This window comes from Komagataeibacter medellinensis NBRC 3288 (genome assembly GCF_000182745.2).
In the GTDB taxonomy this organism is placed as follows: Bacteria; Pseudomonadota; Alphaproteobacteria; order Acetobacterales; family Acetobacteraceae; genus Komagataeibacter; species Komagataeibacter medellinensis.
Map to the genome: position 1 here is coordinate 2,213,967 of NC_016027.1, position 15,132 is coordinate 2,229,098.

At 66.7% G+C, this 15,132-nt stretch carries 14 protein-coding genes; 2 read left to right on the forward strand and 12 right to left on the reverse strand.

The window, feature by feature from the left end; translation table 11 throughout:
- Nucleotides 1–160: 160 nt before the first annotated feature.
- The 4 genes from GLX_RS10345 to GLX_RS10360 form a co-directional block, all read right to left on the reverse strand.
- Entirely contained in the window at nt 161–418 is a 258-nt protein-coding gene (locus GLX_RS10345; RefSeq protein ID WP_014105916.1) for a DUF6587 family protein, read from the reverse strand.
- Nucleotides 418–2,253, reverse strand: a complete 1,836-nt coding sequence (gene feoB, locus GLX_RS10350) for a ferrous iron transport protein B (protein WP_014105917.1) — start codon at nt 2,251–2,253, stop codon at nt 418–420. The genes GLX_RS10345 and feoB overlap by 1 nt, the downstream gene beginning before the upstream one ends.
- The gene (locus GLX_RS10355; protein WP_014105918.1) at nt 2,250–2,498 is read right to left on the reverse strand and encodes a FeoA family protein; all 249 of its coding nucleotides are present in this window, start codon (nt 2,496–2,498) and stop codon (nt 2,250–2,252) included. Before GLX_RS10355 ends, feoB begins: the two co-directional genes overlap by 4 nt.
- Before the next feature lie 129 nt (nt 2,499–2,627).
- Complete coding sequence (locus GLX_RS10360; RefSeq protein WP_014105919.1) at nt 2,628–3,965, reverse strand: cobyrinate a,c-diamide synthase; 1,338 nt, start codon at nt 3,963–3,965, stop codon at nt 2,628–2,630.
- A gap of 66 nt (nt 3,966–4,031) precedes the next feature.
- Between GLX_RS10360 and GLX_RS10365 the strand changes: the two genes are divergently transcribed.
- Nucleotides 4,032–5,120: a cobalt-precorrin-5B (C(1))-methyltransferase gene (locus GLX_RS10365; protein ID WP_014105920.1), complete on the forward strand. Its 1,089-nt coding sequence runs from the start codon at nt 4,032–4,034 to the stop codon at nt 5,118–5,120.
- Between the two features lie 84 nt (nt 5,121–5,204).
- Here GLX_RS10365 and cobM read toward each other — a convergent pair whose 3' ends face one another.
- Genes cobM through GLX_RS10380 form a run of 3 tightly spaced genes read right to left on the reverse strand, consistent with a single transcriptional unit; the run spans nt 5,205 to nt 7,572 of the window.
- The gene (gene cobM / locus GLX_RS10370) at nt 5,205–5,957 is read right to left on the reverse strand and encodes a precorrin-4 C(11)-methyltransferase (protein ID WP_014105921.1); all 753 of its coding nucleotides are present in this window, start codon (nt 5,955–5,957) and stop codon (nt 5,205–5,207) included.
- Nucleotides 5,954–6,328, reverse strand: coding sequence for a cobalamin biosynthesis protein (locus tag GLX_RS10375; RefSeq protein WP_014105922.1), 375 nt, complete (start codon nt 6,326–6,328; stop codon nt 5,954–5,956). The genes cobM and GLX_RS10375 overlap by 4 nt, the downstream gene beginning before the upstream one ends.
- The gene (locus tag GLX_RS10380; protein ID WP_014105923.1) at nt 6,325–7,572 is read right to left on the reverse strand and encodes a bifunctional cobalt-precorrin-7 (C(5))-methyltransferase/cobalt-precorrin-6B (C(15))-methyltransferase; all 1,248 of its coding nucleotides are present in this window, start codon (nt 7,570–7,572) and stop codon (nt 6,325–6,327) included. The genes GLX_RS10375 and GLX_RS10380 overlap by 4 nt, the downstream gene beginning before the upstream one ends.
- A 32-nt stretch (nt 7,573–7,604) precedes the next feature.
- Here GLX_RS10380 and GLX_RS10385 point away from each other — a divergent pair, with 32 nt between their 5' ends.
- The gene (locus GLX_RS10385; RefSeq protein ID WP_014105924.1) at nt 7,605–8,375 is read left to right on the forward strand and encodes a cobalt-precorrin-6A reductase; all 771 of its coding nucleotides are present in this window, start codon (nt 7,605–7,607) and stop codon (nt 8,373–8,375) included.
- Here the strand turns inward: GLX_RS10385 and cobJ are convergent.
- Genes cobJ through cobN form a run of 5 tightly spaced genes read right to left on the reverse strand, consistent with a single transcriptional unit; the run spans nt 8,339 to nt 15,084 of the window.
- Nucleotides 8,339–9,112, reverse strand: a complete 774-nt coding sequence (gene cobJ, locus GLX_RS10390; protein WP_041247352.1) for a precorrin-3B C(17)-methyltransferase — start codon at nt 9,110–9,112, stop codon at nt 8,339–8,341. The two genes, GLX_RS10385 and cobJ, sit on opposite strands and share 37 nt — an antisense overlap.
- Nucleotides 9,109–9,846, reverse strand: a complete 738-nt coding sequence (locus GLX_RS10395; protein ID WP_014105926.1) for a precorrin-2 C(20)-methyltransferase — start codon at nt 9,844–9,846, stop codon at nt 9,109–9,111. Before GLX_RS10395 ends, cobJ begins: the two co-directional genes overlap by 4 nt.
- Nucleotides 9,843–10,484, reverse strand: coding sequence for a precorrin-8X methylmutase (locus tag GLX_RS10400; RefSeq protein WP_014105927.1), 642 nt, complete (start codon nt 10,482–10,484; stop codon nt 9,843–9,845). The genes GLX_RS10395 and GLX_RS10400 overlap by 4 nt, the downstream gene beginning before the upstream one ends.
- Complete coding sequence (gene cobG, locus GLX_RS10405) at nt 10,481–11,716, reverse strand: precorrin-3B synthase (protein ID WP_014105928.1); 1,236 nt, start codon at nt 11,714–11,716, stop codon at nt 10,481–10,483. The genes GLX_RS10400 and cobG overlap by 4 nt, the downstream gene beginning before the upstream one ends.
- Nucleotides 11,713–15,084 (reverse strand): cobaltochelatase subunit CobN, encoded by a 3,372-nt coding sequence (gene cobN / locus GLX_RS10410; protein WP_014105929.1) that lies wholly within the window; start codon nt 15,082–15,084, stop codon nt 11,713–11,715. Before cobN ends, cobG begins: the two co-directional genes overlap by 4 nt.
- Between the last annotated feature and the right edge of the window lie 48 nt (nt 15,085–15,132).

The window sequence follows — 15,132 nt, forward strand, 5'->3', positions numbered from 1 at the left end:
ATATCATACGACCGGGCGGAACATATTATATATAAAGGGAAATAACAATTATACCTTATTTGTATAAATAGAAAGCTCTGTATGCAATGCTGGTTTCTGACTGCGCGGTCTATATACCATTGACGGCACAATCTACCATTACCTAAAACGCGCCCTGCATTCAGTCATGCTGGCGGGGTCTGGTATTACGGTCACCGCAGCCTGAACAACTGCCACACCCCCCGCGCCTGCCACCCTCCGCGCGGCGCGTGGTATAATGGACCATGCGGGCGGGTGCATGCAATCGGCGCAGCACTGTGCCGGTTACCTGCCAGCCGCTGTAACCGAGGGCCGGAAACAGCCGCCCCAGCCAGTATATGGCACAGGCCAGGACAACCGTAACCGCCACCACGACCTGAAACCAGGAGACCGCGTGCATTATAGCGCCCGCGCAATATGGTAGGTCAGGAAGGCCGCAAGGTAGGCCAGACCGAACAGGTATCCCGCCGTCACCGCGACCACGCGCCACGATGTGGTCTCGCGACGGATGACCGCAAGCGTTGCTACGCACTGGGGGGCATAGACATACCAGGCCAGCAGCGACAGGGCGGTGGGCAGGCTCCAGTGGGCGGGCAGCATCTGCCCCAGCTGTGCCGCCGCCTGGTCGGTATCGGTACCGGAGCCAAGGGAGTAGACCGTGGCAAGCGCGCCCACCGCCACCTCACGCGCGGCAAGGCCGGGGATGAGGGCCACGCAGATCTGCCAGTTGAAGCCCAGCGGCGCGAATATGGGCAGCATCAGGTGCCCGATCCGCCCGGCCAGACTCCAGTCAATGGCAGGCCCCGTGGCGCCAGCGGGGGGCGGAGGAAAACTGGACAGTCCCCACAGCAGCACGGTAAGCGAGATGATGGTCGTGCCCACGCGCATCAGGAAGATACGCGCCCGTTCCCACAGCCCTAGCGCGATGTCACGCGGGTTGGGCAGGCGGTAGGCGGGCAGTTCCATCAGCAGGGTAGCTTCCCGCCGGTCAGCGTTGCGCCAGCGCAGCACAAGGGCCACCAGCACGGCGGAGAGGATGCCCACTGCATATAGCCCGAACAGTACAAGCCCCTGCAGGTTCATGAATCCCAGTACGCTGTGGTGCGGCACGAAGGCCCCGATCAGCAGTGTATAGACCGGCAGCCGGGCCGAGCAGGTCATGAGCGGCGCGATCAGGATGGTGATCAGCCGGTCACGCGGGTTCTGGATGGTGCGCGTGGCCATGATGCCAGGCACGGCACAGGCAAAGCTGGACAGCAGCGGGATGAAGGAGCGCCCGCTCAGCCCGGCAAATGACATGAGCCGGTCTAGCAGGAAGGCGGCGCGCGGCAGGTAGCCCGATTCTTCCAGAACCAGTATCCATGCAAACAGGATCAGGATCTGCGGCAGGAAGGTCACTACACTGCCCGCACCGGCAATCACGCCATCTACGATCAGGCTGCGTAGCGCGCCATCGGGCAGGAACTGGCCCACTTTCTCGCCCAGCAGGCCCATGCCCGCGTCAATTCCGTCCATAAGCGGCTGCGCCCAGGCAAAGACGGCCTGGAACATCACGAACAGCAGCACGACCAGGATGATCGGCCCCCATACTGGGTGTAGCACCCAGCGGTCGAGCCGTTCCTCCACCCGGTCTGCCATGGGCGTGGCGTGGGTTACGCAATCCGTCAGGATCTGGCGCACCATGGCGTGCAGGTCCGTACCCGGCGGCAGGGGCATGGGTACGGGTGGCGGCGTTCCATCGAGTTGCGCCAGCAGGGCGCGCGCGCCATCGCGTTTGATGCCGATGGTGGGAATGACGGGCATGCCGGTTTCCGCCTGCAGGCGCGGCAGGTCGATTTCCATGCCGTTGCGGGTTGCGGCGTCAATCATGTTCAGCGCCAGCACCACGGGGCGACCCAGCGCGCGCATTTCCAGCACGAAGCGCAGGTGCAGCCGCAGGTTCGTGGCATCTGCCACACATACCAGCAGGTCGGGTGCCGTCTCGCCGTGATAGGTACCCGCGCAGACATCGCGGGTCACGGCCTCATCGGGGCTGGTGGCGTTCAGGCTGTAGGCGCCGGGCAGGTCCAGCAGCCGCACGCTGCGGCCCCCCGGGGTGGTGAACCAACCTTCCTTGCGCTCCACCGTGGCGCCCGCGTAGTTGGCCACTTTCTGCCGGCTGCCGGTCAGCAGGTTGAACAGGGCGGTCTTGCCGCAGTTCGGGTTGCCGACCAGGGCGATGTTGAGCGTCGTCATGCGGGGTTATCCGCCATATGCACGTTTACGCGGTCTGCCTCGGTGCGGCGCAGGGCAAAGCGTGTGAAACCGATGCGTACGGCCAGCGGGTCGCCCCCAAGCGGGGCCGTGGCGACAATTCGCACCGGCTCGCCCGGCACAAAGCCGAGTTCACGTAGCCGCCCCGCGACCGGGTCGTTGCTGGTGTGGTCGTCCACGCTGTCAATGATGGCATCCGCCCCGCGTGGCAGGTCACTCAGTCGCATCAGGCGATTATATCCAGATAATAAAAGTAAGTAATAATTATTATTAAATATACGCCGGAAAATTGTCCATCATGTTTGTCTCGATACCTGCGCTGTGCCCGGTGCGGCCATGTTCCTTGTGCATGTATATCAGGGTGCTGCCGCGACCTGATCGGTGGCCAGCACATGGAAGAACGTGCCCGATACCAGCCCGCGCCGCAGGCCGCCGGGGGGGCGGGGGGTGCCATACCCGTCCTGCATGTCGGCCAGCGGTTCATCCGTGCCGGGATCGGTCAGGGTGGCGTAATGGAATTCATGCCCGCGCAGCCGTGTGCCCGCCGCCCCCACCGCACAGTCATGGCGTAGGGTGGCGGCACGGTAGCCGAGATTCATGCGGCGGGTGGCAAAGGATGTGGCATGACCTAACAGCCCGGTCATGCGGTGGGTTTCGCCCGCCTTGTCCGTCAGGCTTTCGCCCAGCACCATGAAGCCACCGCATTCCCCATGCACCGGACGGGTATGGGCAAAATGGGCCAGTTCCGTGCGGAAACGTGCTGCCTGCGCCAGTTGTCCGGCATGCAGTTCCGGGTAGCCGCCGGGCAGCCAGCAAGCATCGCAGTCCGGTGCCGGGCCTTCATCGGCCAGCGGCGAGAAAGGCAGCAGTTCTGCCCCCGCCGCCCGCCATCCGGCCACCATATGGGCATACAGGAACGAAAACGCGGCATCATTCGCCACTGCAATGCGCTGCCCCGGCGGTGGCAGGGCGCAGGCCTGCTGCCCCGCCGTCGCAGGCAGGTTCGCCGCGGTGGCGCAGGCCAGTATGGCGTCCAGGTCCAGGTCACGTTCGGCCTGTGCGGCAAGGCGTGTGGCCAGTGCGTCCAGTCCGTCATGCTCGCGTGCCTGCACCAGTCCCAGATGGCGTTCGGGTAGTTGCAGCCCGGCATCGCGTCCGAACGCGCCCAGTACGGGCAGGCCCACGGCGTTGATGGCCTGCGTGGCCATGGCGGCATGGCGGGGTGAGCCGACACGGTTGAGGATCACGCCCGCAACGCGTACATCGGGGTTCAGGCGGGCAAATCCCAGCGCGGTTGCCGCGGCTGACTGGCCCTGCCCGGAAATGTCGAGTACCAGCAGCACCGGCAGGGCATAGCGCGCGGCAATGTCGGCAGGTGCTCCGCGTGCGCCCTGTGGCTCCATCAACCCGTCGAACAGGCCCATGGAGGCTTCCGTCACCACTACGTCGCAGCCGGAATATGCCTGTGCCATCACGCCATCGAGTAGGGGAGCAGGCATGGCCCAGCTATCCAGATTGAGGCTGGATAGCCCGGTCAGGGCTTCATGGAAGGCGGGGTCGATATAATCCGGCCCGGTCTTGGCCCCGCGCACGGCCACACCGCGGCGGCGCAGGGCTGCAAGGATGGCCAGTGTAAGCGTGGTCTTGCCGCTGCCAGAGCGGGGGGCGGCAATCATCAGCCCTCGTGTCATCATGTCCGTTCCTGCTAGACCGTGGTGAGGAACCACCTTTTACCCCTGTCGGGAAAGAAGATCACCCAGATGGAGCGTACCCATAACAGCCTGCGCCGGGGATGGACCACAGGCAGTTGCGCCACCGCTGCCGCCCGCGCCGCGTGGGGCGGGTTGTGCGGGGGAGAATTTCCCGATCCGGTCATCATTACCCTGCCCGGTGGGCAGGATGTGGCGTTTGCGCTGGCAGGCCACGGATATACGGGCGAGGGCGCGTGGGCGGAGGTGGTCAAGGATGCAGGTGATGACCCGGATGTAACCCACGGCGCGCATGTGCGCGTGGACGTGCGCCACGGGCCGCCGGGCTGTGGCGTGGTGTTTCATGCTGGCAGCGGCGTGGGCACGGTCACGCTGCCGGGTCTGCCCATCCCGCCAGGCCAGCCCGCCATCAATCCCGTGCCCCGACACATGATCCGGACGGCACTGAGCGATGCGGGCGGTCATGAACCGGATGTGGAGGTCATCATATCCATCGCAGGCGGGCAGGAACTGGCGCGCCGTACGCTCAATGCCCGGCTGGGCATTGTGGGGGGGCTGTCTATTCTGGGCACCACGGGCATCGTGGTGCCGTTTTCCTGTGCGGCGTGGATCGACAGCATCCATCGTGGCGTGGACGTGGCACGCGCACTGGGCCTGCCCCATGTGGCGGGCTGCACCGGCGATGTATCGGAACGCGCGACAAAAGCACTGTATGACCTGCCGGAGGAAGCCATGCTGGAAATGGGTGACTTTGCCGGTGGGCTGCTGAAATATCTGCGCCGCCATCCCGTGGACCGCGTAAGTATTGGCGGCGGCGTGGCCAAGATGACCAAGCTGGCGCAGGGGTTCCTTGATCTACATTCCCGCCGCGGGCAGGCGGACATGACCCGCTTGGGGGAACTTGCACATAGTAATGGCGCACCGGATATGCTGGTGGCGGCCATTGCACAGGTTCATTCCGTTGCCAGTGCTTTCGCTCTGGCGGCGGATGCGGGCTATCCTCTTGGTCCGGTCGTGGCGCAGGGGGCGTGGCGGACGGTAGCTGCTGTAATGGCGGGAACGCCGTGCATGCTGGATGTGCTGCTGTTCGACCGCGCGGGCGCGCTGGTCGCCCGGTACGGTCCGCACCCTGTGTCGTAAACCGTAAAGAAGTTTTTGGTGAAGCTTTTTTCAAAAAGCTTCAGAGCGCGTCGTCTTTTCTGAAAAAAGGCGGTGATGTCCGGTTCAGGACCGGAAGCGGCGGTGGTAATCAGCGTTATATAGCGCGCTTTCACGAAAATCATGGGCACCGAGCGCGCGTCCGACCAGCACCAGTGCGGTGCGTTCGATCGGGTTGGCAGCCAGTTTTTCACAAATGTCACTCAGTGTGCCCCGCAACACCATCTGGTCCGGCCATGTCGCCCGCGCCACGATGGCGACGGGGCAGTCCGCGCCATAGAATGGCGTCAGGTCAGCCACGATCCGGTCGAGCACATGGATGGCCAGATGGATGGCCAGCGTCGCCCCCGTGGCGCCAAAGGCGGCCAGTTTCTCGCGCTCCGGCATGGCCGAAGCCCGGCCGCTCACGCGCGTTAGCACCACGCTCTGGGCTACTTCCGGCACGGTCAGTTCCCGCCCCAGAACAGAGGCGGCGGCGGCAAAGGCGGGCACGCCCGGTGTCATGGTCCACGCAATGCCGTTGCGGTCCAACCTGCGGACCTGCTCGGCCACGGCGCTGTAGACCGAAAGATCGCCCGAATGCAGGCGTGCTACATCCTGCCCCGCCGCATGGGCACGGATGTATTCCGCCTCGATCAGGTCCAGCGTGAGTGGCGCGGTATCGACCAGCCGTGCGCCCGGCGGGCAGTGCTCCAGCATTTCGGTGGGTACGATGGAGCCCGCGTACAGGCAGACCGGGCATTTTGCCAGCAGGTCGCGCCCGCGCAGGGTCAGCAGGTCGGCGGCACCGGGGCCTGCGCCAATGAAGTGTACGGTCATGCATCTTCTCCCTGTGCCATGGCACATGTTGCGTGCGGGCCGGTCAGGCGTGGCACGATCAGCCGTGCGCTTTTCCCCGCCGCCGCCAGCGCACAGCCTTCCGCCACCGAGGCCACGCCAAGTGCCGCCTGCGCGCGGGCCGAGCGGGTGACGCAGCGTGGTTGTGCGGCCAGCAGTTCATCGGGCGTTATGGCGCGCAGTTCCAGCCCCAGCCGGGCCATTGCGGCCTGTAGTCCCGCCTCGCGGTAGCGGAAGGCGGGCACGGCCACAAGGTCCGGCCGCCTGCCACAGCGCGCCTGTGTGGTGTTGATGAGATCAATGATGTCGCCTGCCTCGCACCCGCTGCGCAGCCCAAGTCCGGCTACGATCATGGCGTGTTTTCCGTGCGGGTCACGGCATAGCTGGTTACGGTCATGCCGGGACGGAAGGCGTTGAAGCGTCCGATCGGCTCCAGTCGTTCCACCTGCATCCGTGTCAGCATGCCGCCCCATCTTGCGTGCGCGGCCATTACGCTTGCCTCACTCTCCAGCGTTACGGCATTGGCCACCAGCCGCCCGCCGGGGCGCAGGGCCTGCCATGCCGCTTCCAGCATGCCGGGATTGCTGATGCCGCCGCCCACAAAGATGGCATCGGGTACGGGCAGGCCATCAGCCTGCATCTGCGCAATGCAGACCGGGGCCTCTCCCGCTACAACCTCAAGTGCGGGCACGCCAAGGTTGAGCGCATTATGGACAATGCGGGCCCGGCGTGTGGCCGATTTCTCGACGGCAATGGCCCGGTTGGCCGGGTGGCGCAGCATCCATTCAATGCCGATGGAACCGGACCCCGCGCCGATATCCCACAATATTTCCCCCTGTCGTGGGGCAAGGGCGGAGAGGGTGGCGGCCCTGATTTCGCGCTTGGTGATCTGCCCGTCATGGTCGAACAGATCATCCGACAGGCCGCAGGCCAGCGGGATGACCAGCGCATTGCGCGCCGCGACCACCTCGATGGCCATCAGGTTGAGCCTTGGCACGTCCAGACTGTCTGCCTGCGCCACGTCCGACACCCGTGCACTGTGGTGTGTCTGCGCATCGCCGCCCAGCCTGCCCAGTATGTGCACGGTGGAGCTGCCAAAGCCCCGCCCGTCCAGCCAGCGCGCGAAAGCGCGGGGCGTGTGCTCGTCAGCCGAGAGCACGACCAGCCTGCCGCCGGGTTGCAGGGCAGGGGCGGTAGCCTCCATCGGGCGGCCACACAGGGAGAGCAGTGTGATGTCCTGCTCCGCCCAGCCCAGCAGGTTGCACGCAAGCGCTATGGAGGAGGGGCTGGGCAGGCACACCATCTCCCCCATCGGCACATGGCGGTGCAGTGTGCTGGCAATGCCGAACAGGAACGGATCACCCGATGCCAGCACGCAAACTGGCCTGCCACGCCCGCCCAGCACTTCGGCAATGCCATCCGCCAGCGGGTGTGGCCATGCCAGCGTACGGCCCGTGACCAGCGGGGCGGCAAGGGCAAGGTGGCGCGCGCCACCGACCACCAGTTCCGCCTCCGCGATCAGCGCGCGATGGGTTGCGGGCAGGGCCTCGACACCGTCTTCCCCAATGCCGATAACATGTAGCCAGGGGGAGGTCATGCGATGCCCCGGCTGGATGGTAGGGGAAAGCGATGCGGGTTCTGGTTCTGGGCGGCACGACGGAGGCACGGCAGCTTTACACGCTGCTGGAACGTCACGCCGCACGGTTTGACACTACCGTCTCGCTTGCCGGTGTCACCCGCGCGCCTGTCCTGCCTGCGCTGGCTGTACGCATTGGCGGCTTTGGCGGGGCCGATGGGCTGCGTGACTGGCTGCTGGCGCACCGTATCGACGCAGTGGTGGACGCCACCCACCCATTCGCTACACAGATCAGCGGCAATGCGGTGCGGGCCTGTGCGGCAGCCCATGTGCCGCTGCTGCGCGTGGAGCGGCCGGGCTGGGCGCCTACGCCAGATGACCGCTGGACCCTCGTGCCTGACATGCAGGCCGCCGCCCGTGCGCTGGGCGCCAAACCCCGGCGCGTACTGCTGACGGTTGGCCGCAAGGACCTGCTGCCCTTTGCCGGTGCGGGCGCGCATGACTGGCTGTTGCGCAGCGTGGATCACCCCGATGCCAGCCTGCTGCCACCGGGCTGCCGGGTGCTGCTGGCCCGGGGTCCCTTTGCCGAGGCGGAAGAAGAAGTCCTGCTGCGCCGGGAGCGGATTGATGTGATCGTGACCAAGAATTCCGGCGGCAGCGCCACACGTGCCAAGCTGGCGGCGGCACGCAGGCTGGGGGTGGCAGTGATCATGGTGGCCCGCCCTCCCGTGGCGTGTGCCCATACCGTGGCCGATACCCTCGCCGCCATGGCGTGGCTGGACGGGCTTCACGCGCACGGGGCCGCCACGCTGCGGGAGGTATAGAGCCATTTTTCCCCGTTCGCGCGGGTAATGACATGGGTCAGCGGGCAGCCGATCAGTACCAGTGTACTCATGTCCACCTGTTCGGGGTCGGCATGGGCAATGTCGGTCAGGATCACGCGCTCATCCGCACGGCCTATGGCGCGCGCGAAGGCGACCGGCACGGTGCCCGGCAAAATGGTGCGCAGCAGGTCAAGGGCCTCGCCCAGCTGGTCCGGCCGTGCCTTTGAGCGCGGATTGTAGAGTGCAATGACCAGCCCCGCCTCCGCTGCCGCCGACAGCCTGCGGTGAACAACCTCACGCGGTTTGAGGTTGTCGGACAGCGAAATGACGCAGAAATCCCCCCCCAGCGGTGCCCCCAGCCGGGCGGCGGCGGCGAGCACGGCAGACAGGCCGGGTATGACCGTAACGTCCACCCCCCGCCATGCGGCGGGACCATGGTCAATCGCCTCGAATACCGCGCTGGCCATGCCAAAGACTCCGGCATCCCCACCAGATACGACGGCCACGGTCCTGCCAGCCAGCGCCAGTTCCACCGCATGGCGCGCGCGGTCCAGTTCTACACGGTTGTCGCTGGCGTGGCGCACCACATCCCGGCCTGCGGCAACGCGGGCCACATAGGGCGCATAGCCGATCAGGTCGGTGGCCTGCGCCAGGGCGGCATCGGCCTCTGGCGTGCGCTGGGCTGTATTGCCCGGACCAAGCCCCACCACAAAAATCCGCCCCGTCATCTCCGTCATCGCGCGCCCTCCCGACCGGGGACGAGGATGATGGAGAAATAGGGGGCGGGCCCGGTCATGTCGGCAAGTTTCATGCTGCGCTGCTGCGGCTGGGTTGCGCGCTCGACGTAGATCGCACGCGCTTCCCGCCCCGTGGCGCGCAGCGCGCGGCGCACTTTTTCCAGGTTGCGGCCCAGCTTCATGATCACGGCGGCATTGGCGTGTTCCAGCCACTGTATTAGGGCCGCTTCATCCAGTGTGCCGGGTATGACGCACAGTACGTCATCGCCGTGCACCATGGGGCGCTGCGCTGCCGACCAGCAGCCGCTCATGGCGGTAATGCCGGGCACGATGGCGCATTCAAAGCGTTCATGCAGCCGGTCGAATACATACATGGCCGAGCCGAACAGGAAGGGATCGCCCTCGCATAGCAGCGCTACGTCCGTTCCGGTCTCCAGGTGATCGGCCACCTGCCGGGCGCAGTCATCATAAAAGGTTGCCATGCGCACCAGGTAGGCGGGGTCGCTGACCGCGATCTCGGTGGTGAAGGGGTAGGCAAAGCGCAGGGTTGTGGCCGTTCTGGGCAACTGGTCGCCCGCAATCTCGCGCGCATGGCCGGGGCGGTCATGGCGGCAGAACCACGCGATGACCGGGCTTTCACGCAACAGGCGCGCGGCTTTTATGGTCATGAGTTCCGGGTCGCCCGGCCCCATGCCAAGTATGGACAGGCGGCCCGCCTGTGTGCCCTGCGTCATTCCGCTTCACTCGCCAGCGCATTGACGGTGGCCGCCGCCATGGCGCTGCCACCCAGCCGCCCGCGTACGATGATGAAGGGTAGGTCGCCAAACTCCGCCAGTGCTTCCTTGGATTCGGCAGCGCCCACAAAGCCGACCGGCATGCCGATTACGGCGGCGGGACGTGGTGCGCCCGCACGGATCATTTCCAGCAGGTGGAACAGCGCGGTGGGGGCATTGCCAATGGCCACCACGGCATCCTTCAGGTCATTGCCCCACAGGTCCATCGCGGCGGCCGAGCGGGTATTGCCGATTTCCCGCGCGATGGCGGGCGTGCGCGGGTCGCGCAGGGTACAGATGACCGGGTTGTCGGCTGGCAGGCGCGCACGGGTCACGCCATGAGCTACCATATTCGCATCACACAGCACGGGCCGCCCCGCCAGCAGGGCCGCGCGGGCGCGGGTAACGAAATCGGGCGACATGTGGATGGATTTTGCCACATCCACCATGCCGCAGGCGTGGATGATGCGTACGACCACGCGGGCCTCGGCCTCGCTCAGGCCGCCCAGGTCGGCCTCGGCGCGGATAATGGCGAAGGACCGGGCATAGATGGCCGCGCCATCATGAATATAGTCGTACGGTTCCGTCTGCGGGGTCATGCCGGTCGTGTTCTCCCGTTGGGTTGGGTGGCGTCCTGTAGGGTGCGGGGCCAGCCCCGCATGATCCGCTGTATCTGTGCCAGCGAAAGCCCGCTGTCTACAGGTGTCTCGTCCGCCCGGCCATGCGGGCACAGGCTGTAGCCATCTGTCCGGGCCACCAGCGTCAGGTCCGCAGGGGCGGGATGGGCGCATCCCTTCGGGCAACCAGATACATGCAGGCGCAGGTGCGGTGGCAGGTCCGGGGCAAGGCTAAGGGCATCGGCAATCACGTCACGCGGTGCGCAGGCGCAACCGCGTGCGCCGATGCACGCCCATACCCGCAGGCGCGGGTCGGCCGGATCGGTTATCAGACCAGGCTGGGGTGGTGGCGTGGCACAGTGTTCCATGACAAGCGCACGCCATGGGGCAATGCGCATGTGACCGTTGCCGTTGTGCGCGCACCACAGGGCCACGTCATCCAGCATATCCGCATGGATCGGTCCGGGTGGCAGGACCGCACCCATGGCGTGGCCGGGCAGGATGCCTGCCAGCGGGGGTGGTTCGTGGCGTCCCTGCGGTGCGGGCCGTGTGGCGTCCAGCACGCCAAGGGCTGCAAAGGCCGTATCGGCCTGTGCGGGGTCGTGCAATGGGCGGGCAGGTGCATCCAGTGCTGCTAGTGCATGGGCAAGTGCCACGACCATCTCCACGCCCGCTGTCCCGGTGCAGGGCCATGCCCGCGCGCCACATACGACCAGCCAGCTTTCTCCACTGGCGCGTAGCACGATATCCCCCCGCAGCGTGCCGGTGGGCACGTAGCCCCCGCATTCCACCGCAACCGCGAATTTGGCGGGCAGGCCGCACAGGGTGGTGGCATCGGCAAGGGCGGCATCAAGCGTGCGGATGACATCTGAGGCATCGGGTGCGGCATGCGGGTCGATTCCGGCCAGTGGCGAGAGCAGCAGGCTGCGCCGGGCTTCGGTCGCGGCGTCCGCGCTGGCAAGGTCGGCTTCATGCATGTCACGGGCAAAGGCGCGCGCACTGTCGGGTGTCAGGCCACGCAGTTGCAGGTTGCCCCGGCTGGTCAGCTCGATCAGCGCGTTGCCATGGGTGCGCGCCGCCCGGGCAATGGCGTGTGCCTGCTGTCCCGACAGGCGGCCAAGTGGTGGGCGCACGCGCACCAGCCAGCCATCGGCGGCCTGCATGGGGGTATGCAGACCGGGGCACCAGCCCCGCACGCTGGGAGCGGTGGTCATGGCGCGGGATCGAGCAGCAGGCTGGCGCTGTTGGCGCGCGGGCGCCACAGGTCGCGCTTCAGGGCATCGGCCAGCAGGCGGCGGATGGCCGCATGGGCATCGGGGTTGGCATCGCGCAGGAAGGCATCCATTTCCGGGTCATCCAGCACGGCGGCGAAGGTCAGGTCAAACTGCCGGTCAAGGCGCGTGGGCAGGGTTGCGGCAAAGCCGTGCAGAGCCTGCGTGGTGCGGGCAATCTCGGCCGCACCCCGGTAGCCATGGCGGCGCATGCCCGTAAGCCAGACCGGGTTGGCCAGCCGCCCGCGCACTACGCGCGCCACTTCCTGCGCCGTGGCACGCAGGCGAGGGGTGTCGGAGCAGGATGTGTCGCCATGCACAAGGCGTGGCGCGTTGCCCAGCATGGCGGCGGCGGCGGCCATGCCGCCCTCATGGGTGGCGGCCTCCACACTTTCCAGTATGTCGGTTTCCGCATTGTCCTGCATGTGAAGCACGATGGCGGCCTGTGCCATGCGGGCTGCCAGCATGTCGGGCGCCTGCGTGCCTTCGCGCCTGCCGCCATAGGTCCAGGCGGAACCGTCCAGCCATGCCTGGCCCAGTTCATCACGCGCCTGCCATGTACCGTGGGCGAGCATGTCCTCCATCCCCGTGCCATACGTGCCGGGCGCCGCGCCAAACATGCGCGCCGTGGCGGCGTGCAGGGCATCTCCCTCCAGTCCCGCCGTGCTGGCGGCCAGCGGGTTGAGGTCGGGGGATTCGGAGGTACGCGCCGCAATGGCCTGCACCGCCTGTTCAAACAGGGCGATCTGGCCGGGAAAGGCATCGCGGAACAGCCCCGACAGGCGCAGCGTCACATCCACGCGCGGACGGTCGAGTTCCGCCATGGGAATGATCTCGATGCCCGTGACCCGGCCCGAGGCATGATCCCATACCGGTTTTACGCCCATCAGCAGCAGGGCCAGGGCCAGGTCCTCGCCGCCGGTGCGCAGGCTGGCCGAGCCCCATAGGTCGATCACAAGGCTGCGCAGTGGCTCGCCCTGTTCTTGCAGATGTTCCTCCAGCAGTAGTTCCGCGCTGCGCTGCGCCAGCACCAGTGCCGACCGGGTTGGAATGGCGCGCGGGTCCATGGCGTACAGGTTGCGCCCCGTGGGCAGCACGTCCGCCCGCCCGCGCGTGGGGGCACCTGCGGGGCCTGCCGGCACAAAGCGCCCGTCCAGTGCCGCCAGCAGGGCATGGCTTTCCGCCTGCCCGCAGGCCGCCAGCCGGGTTGCGATACCTTCCGGGGCCTGCGCGCCGCACGAGCGGGCAATGGCATGGGCCAGTTCCGCCATGCGTGGCGCGGGACAGCCGAATATATGCAGCCCGTCGCGGATCTGCAGGTCCTTCACGTCACACAGGTAGGCATCAAGGCGGGCAAGGGCCTCGTCCTCGTCCGTCCCGCGGTCCACGCCGCTTTCGCCCAGCAGGCCAAGGCTGTCGGCGCGTTGCAGGATTTCACCACGCAGGATGGCGCCCCGCCTACGGTCCAGCCCGTCGGCTGCGGCATATTCATCAATCAGGCGCTCCAGTTCGCCCGTGTCATGGCCTGCATGGCCCGCCGCCATGATGGGGGGGGTCAGGTGCCCGATGGTTACAGCCCCCAACCTGCGGCGCGCGGCGGCTGCCTCGCCGGGGTTATTGACGATGAAGGGGTAGATGACCGGCATCCCGCCCACCAGAACCGAAGGCCAGCAGGTGACTGACGGGGCCGCCGCCTTGCCGGGCAGCCATTCCAGTGTGCCATGCGTGCCCAGATGCACCATGGCATCCAGTCCCAGCCCATGCTGCAACCACAGGTAGAAGGCGACATAGGCATGGCGTGGCGGTGTGTCGGGATCATGGTAGCCGCCATGGCGGTCGGTGGTCGTGCCACGGTCGGGTTGCAGCGCCAGTACGATCTGGCCCAGTTGCACATGACGCAGGTGAAACCGGCCATCGGCGCAGGCCGGATCATTCTCCGGTGCACCCCAGCACGCTTCAAGCGTGACCTGGAGTGCGGCAGGCAGGGCGGCCAGCCAGCCCCGATAGGTGGAAACCGATATAAAGGGCCGCGCTGGCGCACGGGCCAGTGCGTGGGCCAGTCCGTCCGCCGTGGGCAGAGGGGCGTGGCCCGTATCGTAGCCCGCACTATCCAGCAGGCGCATGATGTGCTCAAGGCTTGCAAAACTGTCCAGCCCCACCGCATGGGCTGCCTGCCCGGTGGGCGCACCCTGCGCGCCGGGATAATCGGACAGCACGATGCCTACCCGCCGCGCGGGAGCCGGTTTATGGCCCAGCCGTGCCCAGCCTGCCGCGCGCGCACAGGTCATGTCGATGCCCGGCGCATGGGGTACATGGCGCGCGGGCAGGCCGGGTGTGGTTTCTTCCTTGAAGGAAATGGGGAAGGCGGGAATCCGCCCGTCCAGTTCGGGTAGCACGACCTGCATGGCAAGGTCGGCCTGCGACAGGCCGCGCAGGCTGTCACGCCACAGGTTATGGGCAATGCCGGGCTGCTGCACCTGCAGTACCGGCACGCCCGCAAGGTCGAGCGGGGAGGCGTTATCCACCCCCGCGCGGGCGGAAAAAAAGGTGGCGTTGATGATGACATCTGGCGGTGCCGCCGCAAGGCGGGCAGTCAGGATACGCACGGATGCCGCATCCTTGAGCGAGGTCACGTATAAAAGATCCGCCCCCATGCCGTAGCGGGCCAGAGTATCAGCCAGCGCCATGATGGGGTCGATATCCGCCGCCAGCAGGTGCGCGCGGTAGAACACCACCAGCGCGCGCAGCGGCAGGGCTGCATCCGCCACCTGTAGCAGGCCCGCAGGCGGCAGGGGTTCGGGCGGCGTGTTCTCATCCGGCCCACACCCGGCCAGATGTGCCATCAGGCGCAGGGCGGTGGCGGTATTGGTTGTCCCGCCCGCGCGCAGCAGCGCGTCAAGGCGTGCGCGGATGGGTTCCGTCACGGTAGAAAGCCGGGCAAGGCGTGGGTCATCGCGCCCGTCACCCGCCACAAAGGCCAGTGGAATGCGGGCCTGCTGGCAGGCGCGTGCCAGTTCTTCCGCCCCGTAGCGCCAGTATTCCAGGCCCCCCAGCAGCCGCACCACCACGCAACGCGACTCCATGATGGTATCGGCCACATACAGGTCGATGGACATGGGGTGCAGCAGGCATGAGAGGTTGGCGCTGCGCAGGCTGGCGGCGGGCGCATCCTCTGCCGTATGTGCGGCGTCCAGGCACAGCAGGTCACTGTCGGAGAAAGACAGGAACACGATATCGGCCGGGGCATGCCCCAGGTCCTGCGCCTGATCGCCGTCATCCAGCGTGCGGATTTCGCGTGCCAGCAGATGCATGGTGCCCGCTCCGTTCCCGTGAAATCATAAAAAAGTTTTTGGTGAAGA

What these genes read in the sequence shown, in the direction of transcription:
- GLX_RS10355 (WP_014105918.1), bottom strand. Translation starts at nt 2,498, where the DNA reads ATGCGACTGAGTGACCTGCCACGCGGGGCGGATGCCATCATTGACAGC.
- GLX_RS10395 (WP_014105926.1), bottom strand. Translation starts at nt 9,846, where the DNA reads ATGACGCAGGGCACACAGGCGGGCCGCCTGTCCATACTTGGCATGGGG.
- cobJ (WP_041247352.1), bottom strand. Translation starts at nt 9,112, where the DNA reads ATGACGGAGATGACGGGGCGGATTTTTGTGGTGGGGCTTGGTCCGGGC.
- GLX_RS10385 (WP_014105924.1), top strand. Translation starts at nt 7,605, where the DNA reads ATGCGGGTTCTGGTTCTGGGCGGCACGACGGAGGCACGGCAGCTTTAC.
- cobN (WP_014105929.1), bottom strand. Translation starts at nt 15,084, where the DNA reads ATGCATCTGCTGGCACGCGAAATCCGCACGCTGGATGACGGCGATCAG.
- cobM (WP_014105921.1), bottom strand. Translation starts at nt 5,957, where the DNA reads ATGACCGTACACTTCATTGGCGCAGGCCCCGGTGCCGCCGACCTGCTG.
- GLX_RS10365 (WP_014105920.1), top strand. Translation starts at nt 4,032, where the DNA reads ATGGAGCGTACCCATAACAGCCTGCGCCGGGGATGGACCACAGGCAGT.
- GLX_RS10375 (WP_014105922.1), bottom strand. Translation starts at nt 6,328, where the DNA reads ATGATCGTAGCCGGACTTGGGCTGCGCAGCGGGTGCGAGGCAGGCGAC.
- GLX_RS10380 (WP_014105923.1), bottom strand. Translation starts at nt 7,572, where the DNA reads ATGACCTCCCCCTGGCTACATGTTATCGGCATTGGGGAAGACGGTGTC.
- feoB (WP_014105917.1), bottom strand. Translation starts at nt 2,253, where the DNA reads ATGACGACGCTCAACATCGCCCTGGTCGGCAACCCGAACTGCGGCAAG.
- GLX_RS10360 (WP_014105919.1), bottom strand. Translation starts at nt 3,965, where the DNA reads ATGATGACACGAGGGCTGATGATTGCCGCCCCCCGCTCTGGCAGCGGC.
- GLX_RS10345 (WP_014105916.1), bottom strand. Translation starts at nt 418, where the DNA reads ATGCACGCGGTCTCCTGGTTTCAGGTCGTGGTGGCGGTTACGGTTGTC.
- cobG (WP_014105928.1), bottom strand. Translation starts at nt 11,716, where the DNA reads ATGACCACCGCTCCCAGCGTGCGGGGCTGGTGCCCCGGTCTGCATACC.
- GLX_RS10400 (WP_014105927.1), bottom strand. Translation starts at nt 10,484, where the DNA reads ATGACCCCGCAGACGGAACCGTACGACTATATTCATGATGGCGCGGCC.